Origin of the sequence: Micromonospora sp. NPDC093277 (assembly GCF_044765245.1) — a bacterium.
Classification (GTDB): Bacteria; Actinomycetota; Actinomycetes; order Mycobacteriales; family Micromonosporaceae; genus Micromonospora.
In genome coordinates, this window is the sequence record NZ_JBIWJO010000004.1 from 382,766 (window position 1) to 398,169 (window position 15,404).

At 72.1% G+C, this 15,404-nt stretch carries 15 protein-coding genes; 7 read left to right on the forward strand and 8 right to left on the reverse strand.

All coding sequences use genetic code 11. The annotated features are described in order from the left end of the window. Positions 1 to 119: 119 nt before the first annotated feature. Positions 120 to 788 carry an FKBP-type peptidyl-prolyl cis-trans isomerase gene (locus ACIRG9_RS12050; protein ID WP_402853985.1) on the reverse strand — a complete coding sequence of 223 codons (669 nt, stop codon included), beginning with the start codon at positions 786 to 788 and terminating at the stop codon, positions 120 to 122. Positions 789 to 1,124: 336 nt separating this feature from the next. Between ACIRG9_RS12050 and ACIRG9_RS12055 the strand changes: the two genes are divergently transcribed. Further along, the gene (locus ACIRG9_RS12055) at positions 1,125 to 2,084 is read left to right on the forward strand and encodes a zinc metalloprotease (RefSeq protein WP_402853987.1); all 960 of its coding nucleotides are present in this window, start codon (positions 1,125 to 1,127) and stop codon (positions 2,082 to 2,084) included. 85 nt (positions 2,085 to 2,169) lie between these two features. Here ACIRG9_RS12055 and ACIRG9_RS12060 read toward each other — a convergent pair whose 3' ends face one another. After that, positions 2,170 to 3,216, reverse strand: coding sequence for a Ku protein (locus tag ACIRG9_RS12060; RefSeq protein ID WP_402853990.1), 1,047 nt, complete (start codon positions 3,214 to 3,216; stop codon positions 2,170 to 2,172). An 85-nt stretch (positions 3,217 to 3,301) separates the two neighbouring features. On the opposite strand from ACIRG9_RS12060, the gene ligD (ACIRG9_RS12065) reads away from it, so the two are divergent. Both ligD (ACIRG9_RS12065) and ligD (ACIRG9_RS12070) read left to right on the forward strand, forming a co-directional pair. Beyond that, on the forward strand, positions 3,302 to 4,243 hold the full coding sequence (ligD, locus tag ACIRG9_RS12065; RefSeq protein WP_402853993.1) for a non-homologous end-joining DNA ligase: 942 nt from the start codon (positions 3,302 to 3,304) through the stop codon (positions 4,241 to 4,243). Continuing rightward, entirely contained in the window at positions 4,233 to 5,144 is a 912-nt protein-coding gene (gene ligD / locus ACIRG9_RS12070; RefSeq protein WP_402853995.1) for a non-homologous end-joining DNA ligase, read from the forward strand. The genes ligD (ACIRG9_RS12065) and ligD (ACIRG9_RS12070) overlap by 11 nt, the downstream gene beginning before the upstream one ends. Before the next feature lie 58 nt (positions 5,145 to 5,202). Here the strand turns inward: ligD (ACIRG9_RS12070) and ACIRG9_RS12075 are convergent, their stop codons facing one another. Beyond that, positions 5,203 to 5,781, reverse strand: coding sequence for a hypothetical protein (locus tag ACIRG9_RS12075; RefSeq protein WP_402853998.1), 579 nt, complete (start codon positions 5,779 to 5,781; stop codon positions 5,203 to 5,205). Next, positions 5,778 to 6,218: a sigma factor-like helix-turn-helix DNA-binding protein gene (locus ACIRG9_RS12080; RefSeq protein WP_402854001.1), complete on the reverse strand. Its 441-nt coding sequence runs from the start codon at positions 6,216 to 6,218 to the stop codon at positions 5,778 to 5,780. Before ACIRG9_RS12080 ends, ACIRG9_RS12075 begins: the two co-directional genes overlap by 4 nt. A gap of 228 nt (positions 6,219 to 6,446) precedes the next feature. Here ACIRG9_RS12080 and ACIRG9_RS12085 point away from each other — a divergent pair, with 228 nt between their 5' ends. After that, complete coding sequence (locus ACIRG9_RS12085; RefSeq protein WP_402854003.1) at positions 6,447 to 7,199, forward strand: TIGR03089 family protein; 753 nt, start codon at positions 6,447 to 6,449, stop codon at positions 7,197 to 7,199. Positions 7,200 to 7,273: 74 nt separating this feature from the next. Here ACIRG9_RS12085 and ACIRG9_RS12090 read toward each other — a convergent pair whose 3' ends face one another. Next, complete coding sequence (locus ACIRG9_RS12090; RefSeq protein WP_402854006.1) at positions 7,274 to 7,720, reverse strand: DUF1801 domain-containing protein; 447 nt, start codon at positions 7,718 to 7,720, stop codon at positions 7,274 to 7,276. A 334-nt stretch (positions 7,721 to 8,054) separates the two neighbouring features. On the opposite strand from ACIRG9_RS12090, the gene ACIRG9_RS12095 reads away from it, so the two are divergent. Continuing rightward, entirely contained in the window at positions 8,055 to 8,924 is an 870-nt protein-coding gene (locus ACIRG9_RS12095) for a GNAT family N-acetyltransferase (protein WP_402854292.1), read from the forward strand. Positions 8,925 to 9,262: 338 nt separating this feature from the next. On the opposite strand, the gene ACIRG9_RS12100 is transcribed toward ACIRG9_RS12095, so the two are convergent. Then, positions 9,263 to 9,388 (reverse strand): hypothetical protein, encoded by a 126-nt coding sequence (locus ACIRG9_RS12100; protein ID WP_402854008.1) that lies wholly within the window; start codon positions 9,386 to 9,388, stop codon positions 9,263 to 9,265. A gap of 362 nt (positions 9,389 to 9,750) precedes the next feature. Next, positions 9,751 to 11,430: a DNA repair helicase XPB gene (locus ACIRG9_RS12105; protein WP_402854011.1), complete on the reverse strand. Its 1,680-nt coding sequence runs from the start codon at positions 11,428 to 11,430 to the stop codon at positions 9,751 to 9,753. A 173-nt stretch (positions 11,431 to 11,603) separates the two neighbouring features. Between ACIRG9_RS12105 and ACIRG9_RS12110 the strand changes: the two genes are divergently transcribed. Both ACIRG9_RS12110 and ACIRG9_RS12115 read left to right on the forward strand, forming a co-directional pair. Continuing rightward, entirely contained in the window at positions 11,604 to 12,488 is an 885-nt protein-coding gene (locus ACIRG9_RS12110; RefSeq protein WP_402854014.1) for a L,D-transpeptidase family protein, read from the forward strand. Between the two features lie 110 nt (positions 12,489 to 12,598). Further along, positions 12,599 to 12,835, forward strand: coding sequence for a hypothetical protein (locus ACIRG9_RS12115; protein ID WP_402854016.1), 237 nt, complete (start codon positions 12,599 to 12,601; stop codon positions 12,833 to 12,835). A 19-nt stretch (positions 12,836 to 12,854) separates the two neighbouring features. Here the strand turns inward: ACIRG9_RS12115 and ACIRG9_RS12120 are convergent, their stop codons facing one another. Continuing rightward, complete coding sequence (locus tag ACIRG9_RS12120; protein WP_402854018.1) at positions 12,855 to 15,323, reverse strand: helicase-associated domain-containing protein; 2,469 nt, start codon at positions 15,321 to 15,323, stop codon at positions 12,855 to 12,857. Positions 15,324 to 15,404 lie beyond the last annotated feature (81 nt).

The window sequence follows — 15,404 nt, forward strand, 5'->3', positions numbered from 1 at the left end:
GTCGTCCAGCGCCACGTGCACCTCCGCGTCGTCGGGCAGTCGCCGCGGACGGGTGGACCGTCCGCGGTTGACCCCCGAACCTACTGCCGCAGGGTGACGAGAAGGAAGCCTGCTGTGACCTACTGCGCGGCGAGCACGTCAACGACGAAGCGCAGCGGCCCGCCCGGCCGGCCGCCCACCGACTCGTTGCCGTACGCCAGTTCGCCCGGAATGTCGAGCTGCACCCGGCTGCCCACCGGCACGCCGACCAGGCCCTGGTCCCAGCCCTGGATGACCTGGCCCACACCGATCCCGAAGGTGGCCGGCTGGCCCCGGTCCCAGGACGAGTCGAACTCCTTGCCGTCCTTGTAGAACACCCCGACGTAGTTGGTGGTGATCTGCTGGCCGGCCTTGACCTCCGGGCCGGAGCCCTTGATCAGGGTGGTCACGTTGAGCTTCTTCAGCTCGCCCGTGCCCGCGGCGACCTGCGGCTTGGTCTTCAGCGCCGGGTCGGCGCCCTCGGGCAGCTGCGGTTCGGGAGCGGCGGCCGGATCGGCCGGGTCAACCGGAGCGGTGGGGCTCGTCGACGAACTGGCGGTGGCATTCTTGTCGTCGTCGCCGCTGTTCATCCAGACGAGGCCGCCGATCAGCGCGCCGACCGCGAGGACACCGACAAACGCACCCAGCATCGACTGCCGGCGGCGCCTCGCCTCGGCAGCCTTCTTCGCCGCCAGCTGCGCGGCCAGCCGCCGCTCCGCCTTCGTACCCGGGCTCTGGCCCGCCGAACCGTTTTCCACGCGCTCGCTCACGTCGACTCCCCTGCTGGGTGGGTGGGTGTGCGGCCCAGCGGCCGCTGCCGAGGCCAGCGCACACGGTACCCGGCCGGAGGCCGGCCGTGCTCCTACGGCCGGTGGAGTTCCGGACAGCTTGGCCCCCGACGCCCACGGCGGGAAGTCGGTGACGAACGACCTGCCGGCCGCGGCCGAGGTGAAAGGGCGGAGAACCGCAGCGATCAATGCGGTCCCGCGTGGGTCTTTTGTCGGCGCCATTGGCGTGTTCTGATACCGGAACGACGTCAGTGATCTCGTCGCCCTGATCTCGTCCATTCCGCTCTGCGGCCGCCCCCGTGCGTGAGAGGTGCAACGATGCGCAGAAGATCCACGTTTCAACTGGCAGTCCTGACCGCCACCGCCGCAACGTTCCTGGCGGGCGGTGGAGCATCCGCCGCGTTCGCCACGGCGGCGCCCGGGACCGCCTCGCCGGGTGTTGCGGCCTGTGAGCCGGGTGCCGAGCACAGCGCGGCGCGGGTGAAGGAGGGCTCCCGCGCGGAGGAGCCGGAGCTGTACGCGAAGAACGAGGCAAAAGCCTACGGCGTGATCAAGGATTCGCCCCGCCTGCCCGACGGCAGCGTCACCGTGCCCACGGTCTTTCACATGGTCTCCGACCACCCGGTGACGGCGGCGGAGACGAACCGATGGAACACCATGATCGCGGCGCAGATCGCGGTGCTCAATGATTCTTTCGGCGGCCGTACGGCGGCGGACGCCTCCGACACGCCGTTCCGGTTCTCGCTCGCCGACACCACGTGGACGGTGAACAGCGACTGGTACACGGTCGTGCCGGGCAAGAACGAGCGGGACATGAAGAAGGCGCTGTACACCGGTGACGCCCGCACCCTGAACGTCTACGCGGCGAACATCGGCGGTGGGCTCCTCGGCTGGGCGTACTTCCCGAAGGACTACAACAACGGCCGGGACTACATCGACGGCGTGGTGATGCTGGACGAGTCGATGCCGGGCGGCACGGCGGGCAAGTACGCCCTGGGTGACACGCTGACCCACGAGGTCGGGCACTGGCTGATGCTGGAGCACACCTTCGCGCACGGGTGCTCCGCCTCCGGCGACTACGTCGCGGACACTCCGCGGGAAGCGGCGCCCCAGTTCAACTGCCCGGAGGGCGCGGACACCTGCACCGCACCGGGCCTGGACCCGATCCACAACTTCATGGACTACACGCAGGACTCCTGCATGAACATGTTCACGCCGGGACAGGCGGACCGGATGAGCGACGCCTGGGTGGCGTTCCGCGCCGGCGGCGGCAAGTAAGAACGGCAAGTAAGAGCGGAAAGGAGGGGGCCCTTGTTGACGCCTGTGGTAGTAGAGGGGCCCCTTCCTGACACCCGCGCCGGGCTCAGGCGGTCTTGCGGGGGGCGGCCTTCTTCGCGGCGGCCTTCTTCGCGGGGGGCTTGGCGGCCTTCTTCTCCGCGGTCTTCTTGGCCGCCGCCTTCTTCGCCGGCTCGGCCTTCTTGGCGGCGGTCTTCTTCGCCGGTTCGGTCTTCTTCGCCGGGGCCGCCTTCTTTGCCGGCGCCTTCGTGGTCTTCGCCGCCTTGGCCGCCTTCTGCGCCGACCGGGCCGAGGTGATCGGGGTGGGCTCGCCGCCACCACCGGCGGGCGCCTCGCCCCGGGCGACCCGGGCCCGCTCCACCGACGCCTTCAGCGCCGCCATCAGGTCCACCGCGGCGGCCGGGGCGGCCTCTTCCTCCTCCGGCTGGACCACCTCGCGGCCCTCGATCTTCGCGTCGATGACCTCCTGCAACGCCGCCCGGTAGTCGTCGGTGAAGGCGTCCGGCTCGAACTCGCCGGCCATCGAGTCGATCAGCGAACTGGCCATCGCCAACTCCGGCGGGCGGACCTTCAGGTCCTCGTCCAAGAACCCGAAGTCCGGGGTACGCACCTCGTCCGGCCAGAGCATCGTGTTGAGCAGCAGCACGCCCTCGCGTACCCGCAGGGTGGCCAGCTGCTCCCGCTGGCGCAGGGCCACCTTGACGATCGCCACCCGCTCCGAGTCGGCCAGCGCGTCGCGCAGCAGCACGTACGGCTTGGCGGCCGAACTCTCCGGCTCCAGGAAGTACGCCTTGTTGTAGAGGATCGGGTCGACCTGCTCGGCGGGGACGAACTCCAGCACGTCGATCGCCTTCGAGGTGGTCAGCGGCAGGTCGGCGAAGTCCTCGTCGGTGAGGATGACCATCTCGCCGCCGCCGATGTCGTACCCCTTGGCGATGTCGTCGTAGGTGACCTCCTCGCCGCAGACGGAGCAGGTGCGCTTGTAGCGGATGCGGCCGCCGTCCTCCCGGTGCACCTGGTGGAAGCGGATGTCCTTCTCCTCGGTGGCCGAGTAGACCTTCACCCCGATCGACACCAGGCCGAACGACACCGCTCCTTTCCAGATGGCCCGCATCCCGCGCTCCTCTCCCTGGCTCTGACCAGGATCGCAAACGAACGAACGGGACGCACGCGCTTCCGGGTGCAACTACAGTCAGGAGGTGCCCGGCGCGCCGTTGAAGCCGATGCTCGCGATGTCCGGGCAGCTCCCGGCGGGTGCCGGCTGGGCGTACGAATTCAAGTGGGACGGGGTCCGGGCGCTCGCCGATGTCTCCCACGGCGACAAGCACCTGTACGCCCGCTCCGGCGCGGAGATCACCACCGCGTACCCCGAACTGATTCCGCTGGCCGAGCAGGTCGACGACGCGCTGCTGGACGGCGAGGTGGTCCTCTTCAACGAGCTCGGGCAGCCGTCGTTCACCGCCCTCGCGGAGCGGATGCACGTGCGTAACCCGGCCAAGGCGGCCCGGCTGGCCGCGACCGCGCCGGTCACGTACATGATTTTCGACCTGCTCCGGCTGGGCGGTGCGGACCTGACCGGCCGGCCCTACCGGGAGCGGCGTGCGGCGCTGGAGTCGCTCGGGCTCGGTGCCGCCCGGTGGGCGGTGCCGCCCGCCTTCGCCGACGGCCCGGCCACGTTCGAGGTCGCCGGGGAACACGGCCTTGAGGGAGTGATGGCCAAGCGGATCGACTCGGCCTACCGGCCCGGCGTCCGCTCACCCGACTGGGTGAAGGTCAAACTGGAGGTGACCGGCGACTTCGTGATCGGCGGCTGGCGGCCCGGCGCGCGCCGGATCGGCGGCCTGCTGGTCGGGGCGCCCCGGCCGGACGGGCGGCTCACCTTCCGGGGCCGGGTCGGCGGCGGGATCGGCGCGGCCCTCGAACGCGAGCTGCTGCGCGAGCTGGAGCCGCTACGCACCGTCACGTCGCCGTTCGCCGGGGACGTGCCGCGCGAGGATGCCCGGGGCGCGATCTGGGTAACCCCACGGATCGTGGTGGAGGTCAAGTACGGCCAGCGCACCCCCGACGGGCGGCTGCGGTTCCCCCGGATCCTGCGCCTGCGTCCCGACAAGCCGCCCGAGGAGGTCGACGATGCCAGCTGACCGGCTCAGGGTGGACGTCGAGGGGCGCGCGCTGGAACTCTCCAACCTGGACAAGGTCCTCTACCCGAAGGCGGCCTTCACCAAGGGCGAGGTGATCGACTACTACAGCCGGATCGCCCCGGTGCTGCTGCCGCACCTGCGCGACCGGGCACTCACCCGGATCCGCTACCCGAACGGCGTCGAGGGCGGCTCGTTCTTCGAGAAGAACGCCCCGGCGGCCACCCCGGGCTGGGTACGCACCGAGACGCTGCCCGCACCCGGGTCGAGCAAGGGGCGGGAGACCATCGACTACGTGGTCGCCGACGACCTGCCCACCCTGGTCTGGCTGGCCAACCTCGCCGCCCTGGAGCTGCACACGCCGCAGTGGAAGATCGGCGAACACCCCGACATGATGGTGGTCGACCTGGACCCGGGCGCTCCGGCGGCGCTGAAACAGTGCTGCCAGGTGGCGCTGCTGATGCGGGACCGGCTCGCCTCCGACGGGGTGGCGGCCTATCCGAAGACCTCCGGCAAGAAGGGCATGCAGCTCTGCTGCCCCATTGCCGGCACCCAGTCGTCCGACGACGTGTCGGCCTATGCCCGGCGGATCGCCCAGGAACTGGAGAAGGCACACCCGAAGCTGATCGTGTCGAAGATGGCGAAGAACCTGCGCCCCGGCAAGGTGTTCATCGACTGGAGCCAGAACGCCGCGGCCAAGACGACCGTGGCGCCGTATTCGCTGCGCGCCCAGGACGTGCCGTCGGTGTCCACCCCGCTGACCTGGGACGAGGTCTCCGCCGGCGCCGCCGGCAAGCGCCCCTCGATCCGCCCCTATGCGGCGGGCGAGGTGCTCAAGCGGGTGGAGAAGCAGGGCGACCTGCTGGCCCCGCTCCTTGACCGCGGCCCCGAACTGCCGGCGTAACGGTAAGGCAGCCTCCAGGGGTATGACGTACCGCATGGAGGCTGCCCGCCCAGGATGATCACTTGCAGCTCATCCTGTCCTTCCAGGCCAGGCCGATCCCCACCGGACCGTTGGTCGACGGGGCGCGATAATTGATGGTCACCACGGCGCCGTGCGGAATGGCCGACGGGTCGATCACCAGGACGGTGTTCCCCTCCGCCTCGCTCACGGAGGGGAAGACCTGATCGAGTCCGGGCGGGGCGGGTATCGAGTAGCAGCCCGATTTGCCGATCCTGATCTCCGCCGGCACGCCGGCTTCGGACAGCGCCTTCCGGGCCGCGTCCGGGTCGAAGAACTGCTTCTTCGACAGCTTGAGAGTCACCGTCCCGTTGGGATTGCTGACCACGGAGAAGGCGACCAGTTGTGCCGGAGCCATGCTGGTCGGCTGCTCCGCGGACGGCGGCGCGGCGGGTTCCGAGCCGGTGAGCGCCGGTACGGCCAAGGCCAGCCCGGCGAGCATCACCCCGGCCGCGGTCACCGCGGCCAGCCGCCGTCGGCGCCGCGAGGTGCCCGCCGCGATGATGTCCTCGGCCGGCCTGTCCATGTCCAGGCCCGACAGGCCGTCTGCCACGGCACGCAGTACGTCTTGGTCTCTCACTGCCTGATCTCCTGAGTCTCGGCGGGTACGAACTGGCCGCGCAGCGCCGCGACGGCCCGGGACAGGTGAGCGGTGACAGTTCCCGGAGCGATGCCGAGCACCCGGGCGGTGGTCTCGGTGTCCAGGTCCAGGAACGCCCGCAACGCGATCACCTCGCGCTGGCGGGCGGGCAGCCGCCGCAGCGCCGCCATCAGCGCCGCGTCCACGCCCCCGACGTCCGGGCCGACCGCCACGTCGTGCCCGTCGGCCAGGGCGACCTCGCGGCGGCGGCGCCGCCAGGCCGACACCCGCACGTTCAGGGCGGTACGCACCACCCACGCCTGGGGTGCCGGATGCCGGCTGACCTTCCGCCAGGACATCCAGGCCCTGGTGAACGCCTCTGCCACCAGGTCCTCGGCGCCCTCGCGATCGCCCGTGCCGGCCACCACCGCCCGCACACAGGCAGCTCGGTGGACCCGATAGAACTCTGCGAACTGTGCTTGCTCATGTCCCACGTCTCGTCCACGCCTGAGCCCGTCGGCCCGCTTACCTCCGGCCGACATGTTTCTTGACGCCTACGGCAGAGAACGATGCCTGGCCGCACCCCGACCAGCCACCCGATCCGACGAGCGGAGGCTCCGGCAGCGGGTCGGTAGGGTGAGGCGATCCGGAGTGAGGAGAGCCCGATGAGCGGACAGCCCACCACCGTCGCGGCGGTCGCTCCCAACGACGGCGGGCCGCCGCTGCTGACGTACCTCGACGGCGCCACCGGGGAGCGGGTCGAGCTGACCGCGCAGCAGCTGGGCGGCTGGGCGGCGCGCAGCGCGAGCCTGCTGCGGGACGGCTGCGGGCTGGCCCCCGGCAGCCGGGTCGCGGTGCTGCTGCCACCGCACTGGCGTACCGCCGCGGTGCTGATCGGCGCCTGGTCGATCGGGATGGCGGTGTCGCTCCGGCCACGGGCCACCGCCGGGCTGCCGGTCCTGGAACCGGGCGGCGACCAGCCGTACGATGCGGTCTTCGTGACCCCGGAACGCCTCGACGACTGGCTGGAGGACGTGCCGGACGGGGTGCACCGCTACCTCGTCGGCACCGGGCCGGCGCCGCTGGCCGACGTGCCCGCCGGCTGGCTCGACTGGTCCACCGAGGTGCTCCGGCACACCGACATCCCGCCCGACTACGCCGCCGTCCGCCCGTGGGACCCGGCCAGCCCCGACGGCACCAGCTACGGCGAGTGGCGGCAGTTGGCGACGGAGATCGCCGGACAGCTCGACCTGCGGGCCGGCGACCGGCTCCTGGTCGACGCGGCCGAGCACGAGCAACCGTTAAAGTGGCTGCTCGCCCCGCTCGCCGCGAGCGCGTCCGTGGTGATCTGCGCGAACGTCGACCGGGAACAGTTGGCCACCCACGTCGCCGCCGAGCAGGCCACCCGGGTGCTGTGACGCGTCCGGCGCGGCCGGGGCGAGTCCGGCCCGGTCAGCCGCCTAGCCGCGGCGTTCGCTGGCCGGTTACCCGCCTATCCTCGGCGTTCGCTGGCCCGGTCGACGCCCTTGTGCACCCGGACCGTGCGGTCGACGAGTTCGCGTAGCGCGCCCTCGTCGACGTCGTCGAGTCGTTTCAGGTAGAGGCATCCCTTGCCCGCCTTGTGCGGACCGAGCCGGGCGAGCACCGACGCGTGCCGCTCCTCGAACCCACCCACCAGGTAGACGACGAGCTGCTGCTTTCGCGGCGAGAAGCCGGCCAGCGGCCAGTCGCCCGTGCGCCCGCTCTGATAGGTGTAGCGGTAGCTGCCGAAGCCCACGATGCTCGGGCCCCACATCACCGGGGGCTCGCCGGTGACCTCGCGCAGCATCGCGCACAGACGCTCCGCGTCGGCACGACGACGTTGGTCCGGGACCGCCGCCAGAAAAGCATCGACGCTGGCGTCGGTCGGAACGGTCACCGGCTGCTTCGACGTCGCCATGGCCCGATGCTCTCAGACGAGTACGACAGCGGCACCCGGGCGATGATGCCCACCCCGGCACGACAATCGCGACAACGGCCGACGGCGCCGGGACCGCGCCCACCCGTCCGGACGGCTCTACTGCCCGATTGCCGCTTGCCGGCCGGCCTGCGGCGTGAAATCCGTTGACACCAGACCCGGCGAGGGTGCCTACTGCCCTCGCGCCGACCCGCCGCCGACGCCCCGATGATCATGAGGTTGGCGGGCGGCTCGGCGATCAACTTCGCCGCTGACCTCATGATCATCTGGCGTGAGGCGGTGGTGTGGCGGGGGACAGGGAGCCCTGGTGGAGCGGATGGAGCTGGGTGCCGGCGCGCTGAGGTGGAAGGAGTTCGGTGGGGAACACCTTGCGGAGCTGACTGAGCTGGCTCAGGCGTGTCTGGCTGTTGACGGTGGGCTGCCGCTGTTCGCCCGTACTCCGCTGTTGCGGGCCCGGCTGTTCCAGACCCGTACCCTCGGCGCCTGGCACGACGGCCGCCTGGTCGCGGCCATCGGCGTCGGCGCCGGCCAGCAGCCGGCCACCAGCACCGGGCTGGTGCATCCGGCCTGGCGGGGACGGGGCTTTGGCGGCCAACTGCTGAACTGGGCGCAGGAGCAGGCCGGCGACGTCGACCTGCTGTTGACCACCGAGTCGTGGAGCCCCGGCGCGGACGCCCTCTTCAGGGCACGCGGCTTCGAGTGGACCTTCACCGAGTGGGTGCTGCGGCACGACCTCGACGCCGTTCCGGCGGTCGCCCACCCCGACGGGGTGCGTACCGAGCCGGTGACGCTCGGGACTGAGCTGTTCGAGACCTACTGCGCGTCATTCGCCGAGCGGCCTGGCTTCGCCGCGCCCAGCGCCGAGGATTGGCTGGGTGAGCTGCGGGCGGACGACGAATACCGGCCGGACCTGTCGCTGATCGCGCGCGGCCCCGATGGCGGGGCCGTCGGCTTCCTCAATGTCATCGACAACTGCATCGACACGGTGGGCGTCGTCCCGGGCTGGCGGGGCCGGCGGGTCGGGGCGTACCTGGTGGCCAGCACGCTGCGGGCGCTGGCCGGGGAGGGCGCCCGGGAGGCGTGGCTCTGCGTGAACGACAACAACCCGGTCGCCGCCGCGCTGTACCGTCGGCTCGGCCTCCGCGACGCCGGCCGTCGAGCCCGCTACCTGCGCCGCCGGTCGTGAAACAGCGTCATGGTCGCTATGGACGCCGACTGGGTCACCATCATGGCCTACGAAACCACGCCAGGTGTCTGAGGCCGTGGACTGCCGTCCGAGCTTGACTGCGTGATCGGGGCATGACTGGATGCCCTTCGCGGAGGGCGAGATCTACTGGGACTTGGCCTGCGGCGTCCGGCAGCTTGATTACCTGCCCGAACGCCCGCGCCCGGTCGCTCCACCGGCGATCAAGCCATTGCGCGGCGGGCGCGGGGTGAGCCGTGCCAGCCGGTCGCGGCGTCTTCGTCGTGGCGTCCGCCCGCCGCTGACGAGCCCAGCGTAGCGGCGTCCGACGGGTGGCGCTGTCACTGAAAGAGCCGGCCGGGCCTTCTGGAGCGGCCGCGCTTGGTGATCATGGAGTCCCGGCGCCGACGGCGCACCATGATCGAGTTCACCTTCCGCGTCAGCCCTTTGAAGATCCTGTCCTTCATCGCATGCCTCTTTCTCGGTGCGTCAGATCGGCCCGACGAATCCGCGCCGAAGGATGGCAGCGGCGCGGGACCCTGCTGGCCGTGTCGCAGGCCGCCTACCCGACGAGGCGGCGGTCATTCAGCGTCGGCCCGCACCGCCGCGCCGACGCCCGGTTGACGGAAATGGCCGGATCCCAGCCCCTCGCGGCGTTCGTTGCTGATCTGGGGCAACTGCTGCTCCATGTACGGGACATGGCGCTGTCAGCGGGACGTGGAGACCGCGATGTGCCGCACGTGGAGTCGATCAACGCCGAAAGGAAGCCGATCAACCCCGAAAGGGCGTTGATCGACCCAGACAAGGGGTCGATCAACGCCAAAGCGGGTCAGTCGAACGAGGGCAGCGTCGGGCCTAGGACGTCGTCGGCGTCGATGATCGTGTACGCGTACCCCTGCTCGGCGAGGAAGCGCTGGCGGTGGGCGGCGTACTCGGTGTCGATGGTGTCCCGGGAGACCACCGTGTAGAAGTGCGCCTGCCGGCCGTCGGCCTTCGGGCGTAGCACCCGGCCGAGGCGTTGCGCCTCCTCCTGGCGGGAGCCGAACGTGCCGGACACCTGGATCGCCACCGCCGCCTCGGGCAGGTCGATGGAGAAGTTGCCGACCTTCGAGATCACCAATGTCCGCAGCGAGCCGGACCGGAACGCGTCGAACAGCCGCTCGCGTTCGCGATTCGTGGTCGAGCCCTGCACGATCGGCGCGTCCAGATACTCGCCGAGCTGGTGGAGCTGGTCGATGTACCCGCCGATCACGAGGACCTGCTCGTTGGGGTGCCGCTGCACGAGTGCGCGAACCACCGGCAGCTTGGTGCGGGCCGTGGCCGCCATCCGGTAGCGCTCCTCGGCCTCCGCCGTCGCGTACGCCATCCGCTCGGCGTCGGTGAGGGTGACGCGTACCTCGGTGCACTCGGCCGGGGCGATCCAGCCCTGCGACTCGATGTCCTTCCACGGCGCGTCGTACCGCTTCGGGCCGATCAGGCTGAACACGTCCCCCTCGCGGCCGTCCTCGCGGACCAGCGTCGCCGTCAGCCCCAGCCGGCGGCGGGCCTGGAGGTCCGCGGTGAAGCGGAAGATCGGCGCGGGCAGCAGGTGCACCTCGTCGTAGATGACCAGGCCCCAGTCGCGGGCACTGAACAGGTCCAGGTGGGTGAACGCGCCGCCGCGCCGCGAGGTGAGCACCTGGTACGTGGCGATGGTGACCGGCCGGATCTCCTTGCGCTCGCCCGAGTACTCGCCGATCTCGTCCTCGGTCAACGACGTGCGGGCCACCAGCTCCCGCTTCCACTGCCGGCCAGCGACCGTGTTGGTCACCAGGATCAGCGTGGTCGCCTTCACCTCGGCCATCGCCGCCGCCCCGACCAGCGTCTTTCCGGCCCCGCACGGCAACACCACCACGCCCGACCCGCCGGCCCAGAACGCCTCCACTGCCTCCCGCTGATAGGACCGCAGGGTCCACGGCTTCACGCCGTCCTTGCCGGCCTCGGCCAGTTCGATCGGGTGCGCCTCGCCGTCCACGTAACCGGCGAGGTCCTCGGCCGGCCAGCCGAGCTTGAGCAGCGCCTGCTTGAGCCGGCCCCGCTCGGACGGATGCACCGCGATCGTGTCGTCGTCGAGCTTCGCGCCGAGCATCCCGGCGAGCTTCTTGCTCTTGGCGACCTCGACCAGCACCACCCGGTCCAGCGCGCGCAGCACCAGGCCGTTCGCCGGGTCGTTGACGAGCTGGAGCCGGCCGTACCGGTCCATGGTCTCGGCGACGTCGACCAGCAGCGCGTGCGGCACCGGGTAGCGGGAGTACTTGATCAGCGAGTCCACCACGCCCTCGGCGTCGTGGCCGGCGGCCCGGGCGTTCCACAGCCCCAGCGGGGTGAGCCGGTAGGTGTGCACGTGCTCCGGGGAGCGCTCCAGCTCGGCGAAGGGCGCGATGGCCATCCGGCAGGCCTGCGCGTCGGGATGGTCGATCTCCAACAGCAGGGTCTTGTCGGACTGCACGATCAGTGGTCCACCGCTCACGCCAGCGCCCTCTCCCTTGCCGGAACTTCGTCGCCCGCATGCCGGCTGACCTGCCCGAGGCGGACCATCCAGTGTTGCACGCGCGGAGGTGTCGGGAAAAAGTCACACCGGACAGGCAACGCGATATCGGCCTCACACGTCTAGGAAGGGAACACCTGTCCAGGGGAGGGTCCATGAAGCGTGTCCGACTCACGGTTCGGGCCGTTGCCCTGGCCATGGTCGTGCTGGTCGGCGTGGGTGCGTGTGCGCTCGATGCGCAGGGCGACGGCACCGGGGTGGCTGCCCAGGTGCCCGTCGGCGTGACGGAGCCATCGGGGGCGAGCGCGCCCGCACCCACACCGGGCCAGCCGACCGGATCCCCGTCGGCGGAGCCGAGCCGGGCGGCCGCACCGGAGTCCACCGGGCCGGCCACGCCGAAGCCCAGCCGGACGACGGCGGCACCGAAGCCGAGCGCCAGCGGGTTCACCGGCTGCCCGCAGGGCGAGCAGCAGCGGGCCGTGGAGGGATACCTCGCCGAACTGGGCGGGTTCGGCACGGTGACCGTGGACGGGAAGCAGTCCGCCGCCGACTGCGCCGCGATCAAGAAGTTCCAGGTCCGGTACGGGATCAGCCCCGCCTCCGGCCGTGCCGGTGCCACCACCTACGACGTGGCGCGGCGGCTGGCCGGCACCGACGTGAGCCGCTGCAAGGCCGGTTCCGGGCTGACCTTCTGCGTCGACCTGACCCGGCAGACCGTCTGGGCGATGCGGGACGGCAAGGTGGTGATGGGCCCGACGGTCACCCGCACCGGCATGGCCGGGTACGCCACCCCGACCGGCACCTACCGGGTCGGCTGGCGGAACCGGAAGGAGTGGTCCAACCCGTACGAGGTGTGGCTGCCGTACTGGCAGCAGTTCAACGGCGGGATCGGCTTCCACGAGACCACCACGTACCTGCACAACAAGTCGATCGGTTCGCACGGCTGCGTCAACCTGCTGCACCGGGACGCGGTCCGGCTCTGGGAGCTGGGCTCGGTCGGCACCCGGGTGGTCGTCTTCGGGCACCGTCCCGGCACCTGAGCCGCCCGTACCCTGACCGGCCGGCGCGGATCCGGGTTTTATCCCCTGTCCGAGAGTCCTTTTCGGTGCCACGCTGGGAACCGGGTCCAGCGGGGCGGGAGGGGCTGACGATGACGGTCGACCACGACGTACTTCCCGAGGATGACCGGGCGCCGGGCGGCGAGGTCTCCACGGCAACCCTGATCGGATACGCGATCGCCGCCGTCGGCATCCTCGGCTGGTTCCTGTTCGGGCTGCTGGTGCAGCGGCAGGGCTTCGTCGACTCGGTCGGCGAGTCGGCCGGTGCGGCGTTCGGGCTGCTGCTCGCCGTCTCGGTGGTCGGCATGATCCGGCACAACGGCGGCTGAACGGGCCAGCCCGGGTCGTTCAGTCCTCCAGCACCGCCGCGGTGATCCGGTGCAGCGCGAAGGTGTGCATCATTTCGGTCCGCTCGTCCTCGGCGCGCAGGTAGCCCGCCCCGATCGACACCGGGCGGACCAGCCTCGACGCGGTCGCCCCGTGCGCGTCGACGTAGCCCACCCAGACCAGCGCCTTGTCGCGGACCGCCTGCTGGAGCACGGCGAGCGCATCGTTGTGCGTGTGCGCAGGTGCCGGACCGGTGCGCGTCGCGCCGCCCCGGACCACCGCTGGGGCCCGACGGGCCACCCGTGCCGCCGCGTCGCCCCGGCGGATCTGCTCCACCACTCCGAGCAGCCGGGGCATGGGCAGCCTCGGCGAGGCCAGCGGGTCCAGGCCACGGCCGGCGGCCGGCACCCGGGCCGGTGCCCGCCGGGTCTTCGGCCGGGACAGCACGGCCGAGCCGCTGGCGTCCTCCGGCACCGGCGCGTACCCGGCGTCGCGCAGGGCGGTCAGCATCCGCCCCACCTGGTACGGGGTGACCAGCACCGTCGGGGCCAGCCGGCGGAACGCCAACTGTTCCAGCCGCCTGTCGGCCAGCACCTCGGTGAGCAGCGCCTCGTCGTCGCTGCGCACGTACCCGCCGGCGGAGCCGACCCGCAGCCCGCCGTGCTTGCGGGCCACGTCGTCCACCAGGTACGTCAACCCCTGCGGCACCGGGGTACGCGAGCGGCGGCGGAACAGCGCGTGCAGGTCGTCGGCCGAGTAGCCGGCGTCCAGGGCGCGCCGGACGCTGGCCGTGGTGACCCGGTGCACGCTCGCCCCGCCCGCCGACTCGTGCTCGGCCACCACGTCCAGTTCGGCGGCGAGCCCCGGATCGGGCGGGCCGGGAACCACCACGGTCAGGTCGGCCTGCAGCAGGAAATGGTCGACCGGGGCGGGCAGCAGCGCGTCCAGCGCGCGTACGGCGGTGGACGGTTCGTCCGACTCGGTGTCGGAGAGCAGCCCGAGCGGGTCCTCCGCCCGCTCGTCGGCCTCGGTCACGTCGGCCAGCAGCAGCCGCCCGTACGAGGTGAGCGCGCCGAGCCCGGTCACCCCGAGCTGGGCCGCCTCGGCCAGCACCTCGCGGTGCGCGACCTCCCGGCCCCGGGCCCGGCGGGGCGCCCGCCAGTCCAGCAGCTCCAGCACCTCGTCCGGGGTCGGGGCGGTCGCCGGTGCCAGGTCGGCCAGGACGGCGAGCACCGCACGTCGGGCGGCCGGGGCACCGGCCCGTTCCGCCTCGGCGGAGAGCACCGAGATGGGTCGGTCCCGGTCGTCGCGCTGGCCGACCAGGCCCACCTGGCGGGTCATGCCCAGCCAGGCCCGGGCCAGCTGCTCCCAGCGCTGAGCCAGGGAGCTGGCCCGCCACGCCTCGTACCCGCCGGTGGGCAGGATCTGCTGGTCGCCGCCGTAGCGGGTGGTGGCGCTGCCGGTCAGGTCCAGTTCGCCGAGCAGCCCGGCCGCGTACGCCACCTCGAACAGCAGCGCGGTGGTCGAGTCGTCCAGCCCGAGCAGGCGGGCCAGCCGGCGCAGGTCGCGTACGCCGACGCCGCCGGAGCGCAGCACCGGTGCCGGCTCGCCGGCCAGGCTCTCCAGCAGCGCCTCGGTGTGGCGTACCACCTCCATGGTCTGCCCGGCCCCGGCGGAGTCCACGGCCTTCGGTTCCCGGGGCGGGCTCGTCACCACGGGCGGGTCGGTACGCAGCGGGCCGAGCGGACCGCTGTCCCGGCGCAGCAGCAGACCCACCTCGCGGGGTAGTTCGACGGCGCTGCCCCGGACGCCCGAGACCGGGACGAGCAGCCGGTGCTCCACCAGCCAGCGGATCGGTGAGCCGGTCGGTGCGCCGCCGTTGGTCGGGTCCGGGGGAAGCTCGTCCTCGGCGCCGGTGGCGGGGGCGTCGAGCGCGCCCGGGGGCACCGTGCCGACCGGTGGCCCGGCGGCGAGCCGGTCCAGGATCGCCCGGGCCGAGGGCGGCGCGGCCAGCAGTGTCCGCCGCAGCTTCGCCGGGTCCGCGCAGAGCGCCGCCGTCCGCGGGTCCAGGTCCGCCGCCGGCCGGCCCAGCCCCGCCGGGTACGCGGAGACCTCGTCGACTCCGTCCACCACGTGCAGGTCGTGCTCCGGCCCGTACAGCAGGAAGAGCGCGCGGAGCCTGTCGACCGCGCGCCGGACGGCGGTCGGGGCGGGCGGGTGCGGGCCGGTGGTGGCCAGCGCCAGGATCGCGTCGGTCGCGGTGCCGCCGCCCTCGGGGTCACGGGTGAGGCGGGCGGCGTCCAGGATCTGGAGGGTGAACTGGTCCAGCCCGTCGAGGGCCCGGGCCACGGAGACCCGCGACTGGGCCCGGATGGCGAGGGCGGAGACGTCGGCCGGCACCGGCACGACGAGGTCCGGCCGCAGTTGGAGGAGGGCGGCGAGGGACTCGTCGGGGAGGGCCCGTAGATGGTCGGCGAGTGAGGTGGTCATCGTCGTACCACGCTAGCCCGGCGAGGGGCCGTCGCGCCCCTCGGACGTCCGGCTCGGTCCGGTTGGGCGGGTAGGTTCTCG

Excerpts from the sequence above, each read along its gene's own strand:
- ACIRG9_RS12095 (WP_402854292.1), top strand. The coding sequence starts at position 8,055 with ATGGAGCTGGGTGCCGGCGCGCTGAGGTGGAAGGAGTTCGGTGGGGAA.
- ligD (WP_402853995.1), top strand. The coding sequence starts at position 4,233 with ATGCCAGCTGACCGGCTCAGGGTGGACGTCGAGGGGCGCGCGCTGGAA.
- ACIRG9_RS12110 (WP_402854014.1), top strand. The coding sequence starts at position 11,604 with ATGAAGCGTGTCCGACTCACGGTTCGGGCCGTTGCCCTGGCCATGGTC.
- ACIRG9_RS12085 (WP_402854003.1), top strand. The coding sequence starts at position 6,447 with ATGAGCGGACAGCCCACCACCGTCGCGGCGGTCGCTCCCAACGACGGC.
- ACIRG9_RS12060 (WP_402853990.1), bottom strand. The coding sequence starts at position 3,216 with ATGCGGGCCATCTGGAAAGGAGCGGTGTCGTTCGGCCTGGTGTCGATC.
- ACIRG9_RS12090 (WP_402854006.1), bottom strand. The coding sequence starts at position 7,720 with ATGGCGACGTCGAAGCAGCCGGTGACCGTTCCGACCGACGCCAGCGTC.
- ACIRG9_RS12100 (WP_402854008.1), bottom strand. The coding sequence starts at position 9,388 with ATGAAGGACAGGATCTTCAAAGGGCTGACGCGGAAGGTGAACTCGATC.
- ACIRG9_RS12115 (WP_402854016.1), top strand. The coding sequence starts at position 12,599 with ATGACGGTCGACCACGACGTACTTCCCGAGGATGACCGGGCGCCGGGC.
- ACIRG9_RS12120 (WP_402854018.1), bottom strand. The coding sequence starts at position 15,323 with ATGACCACCTCACTCGCCGACCATCTACGGGCCCTCCCCGACGAGTCC.
- ACIRG9_RS12055 (WP_402853987.1), top strand. The coding sequence starts at position 1,125 with ATGCGCAGAAGATCCACGTTTCAACTGGCAGTCCTGACCGCCACCGCC.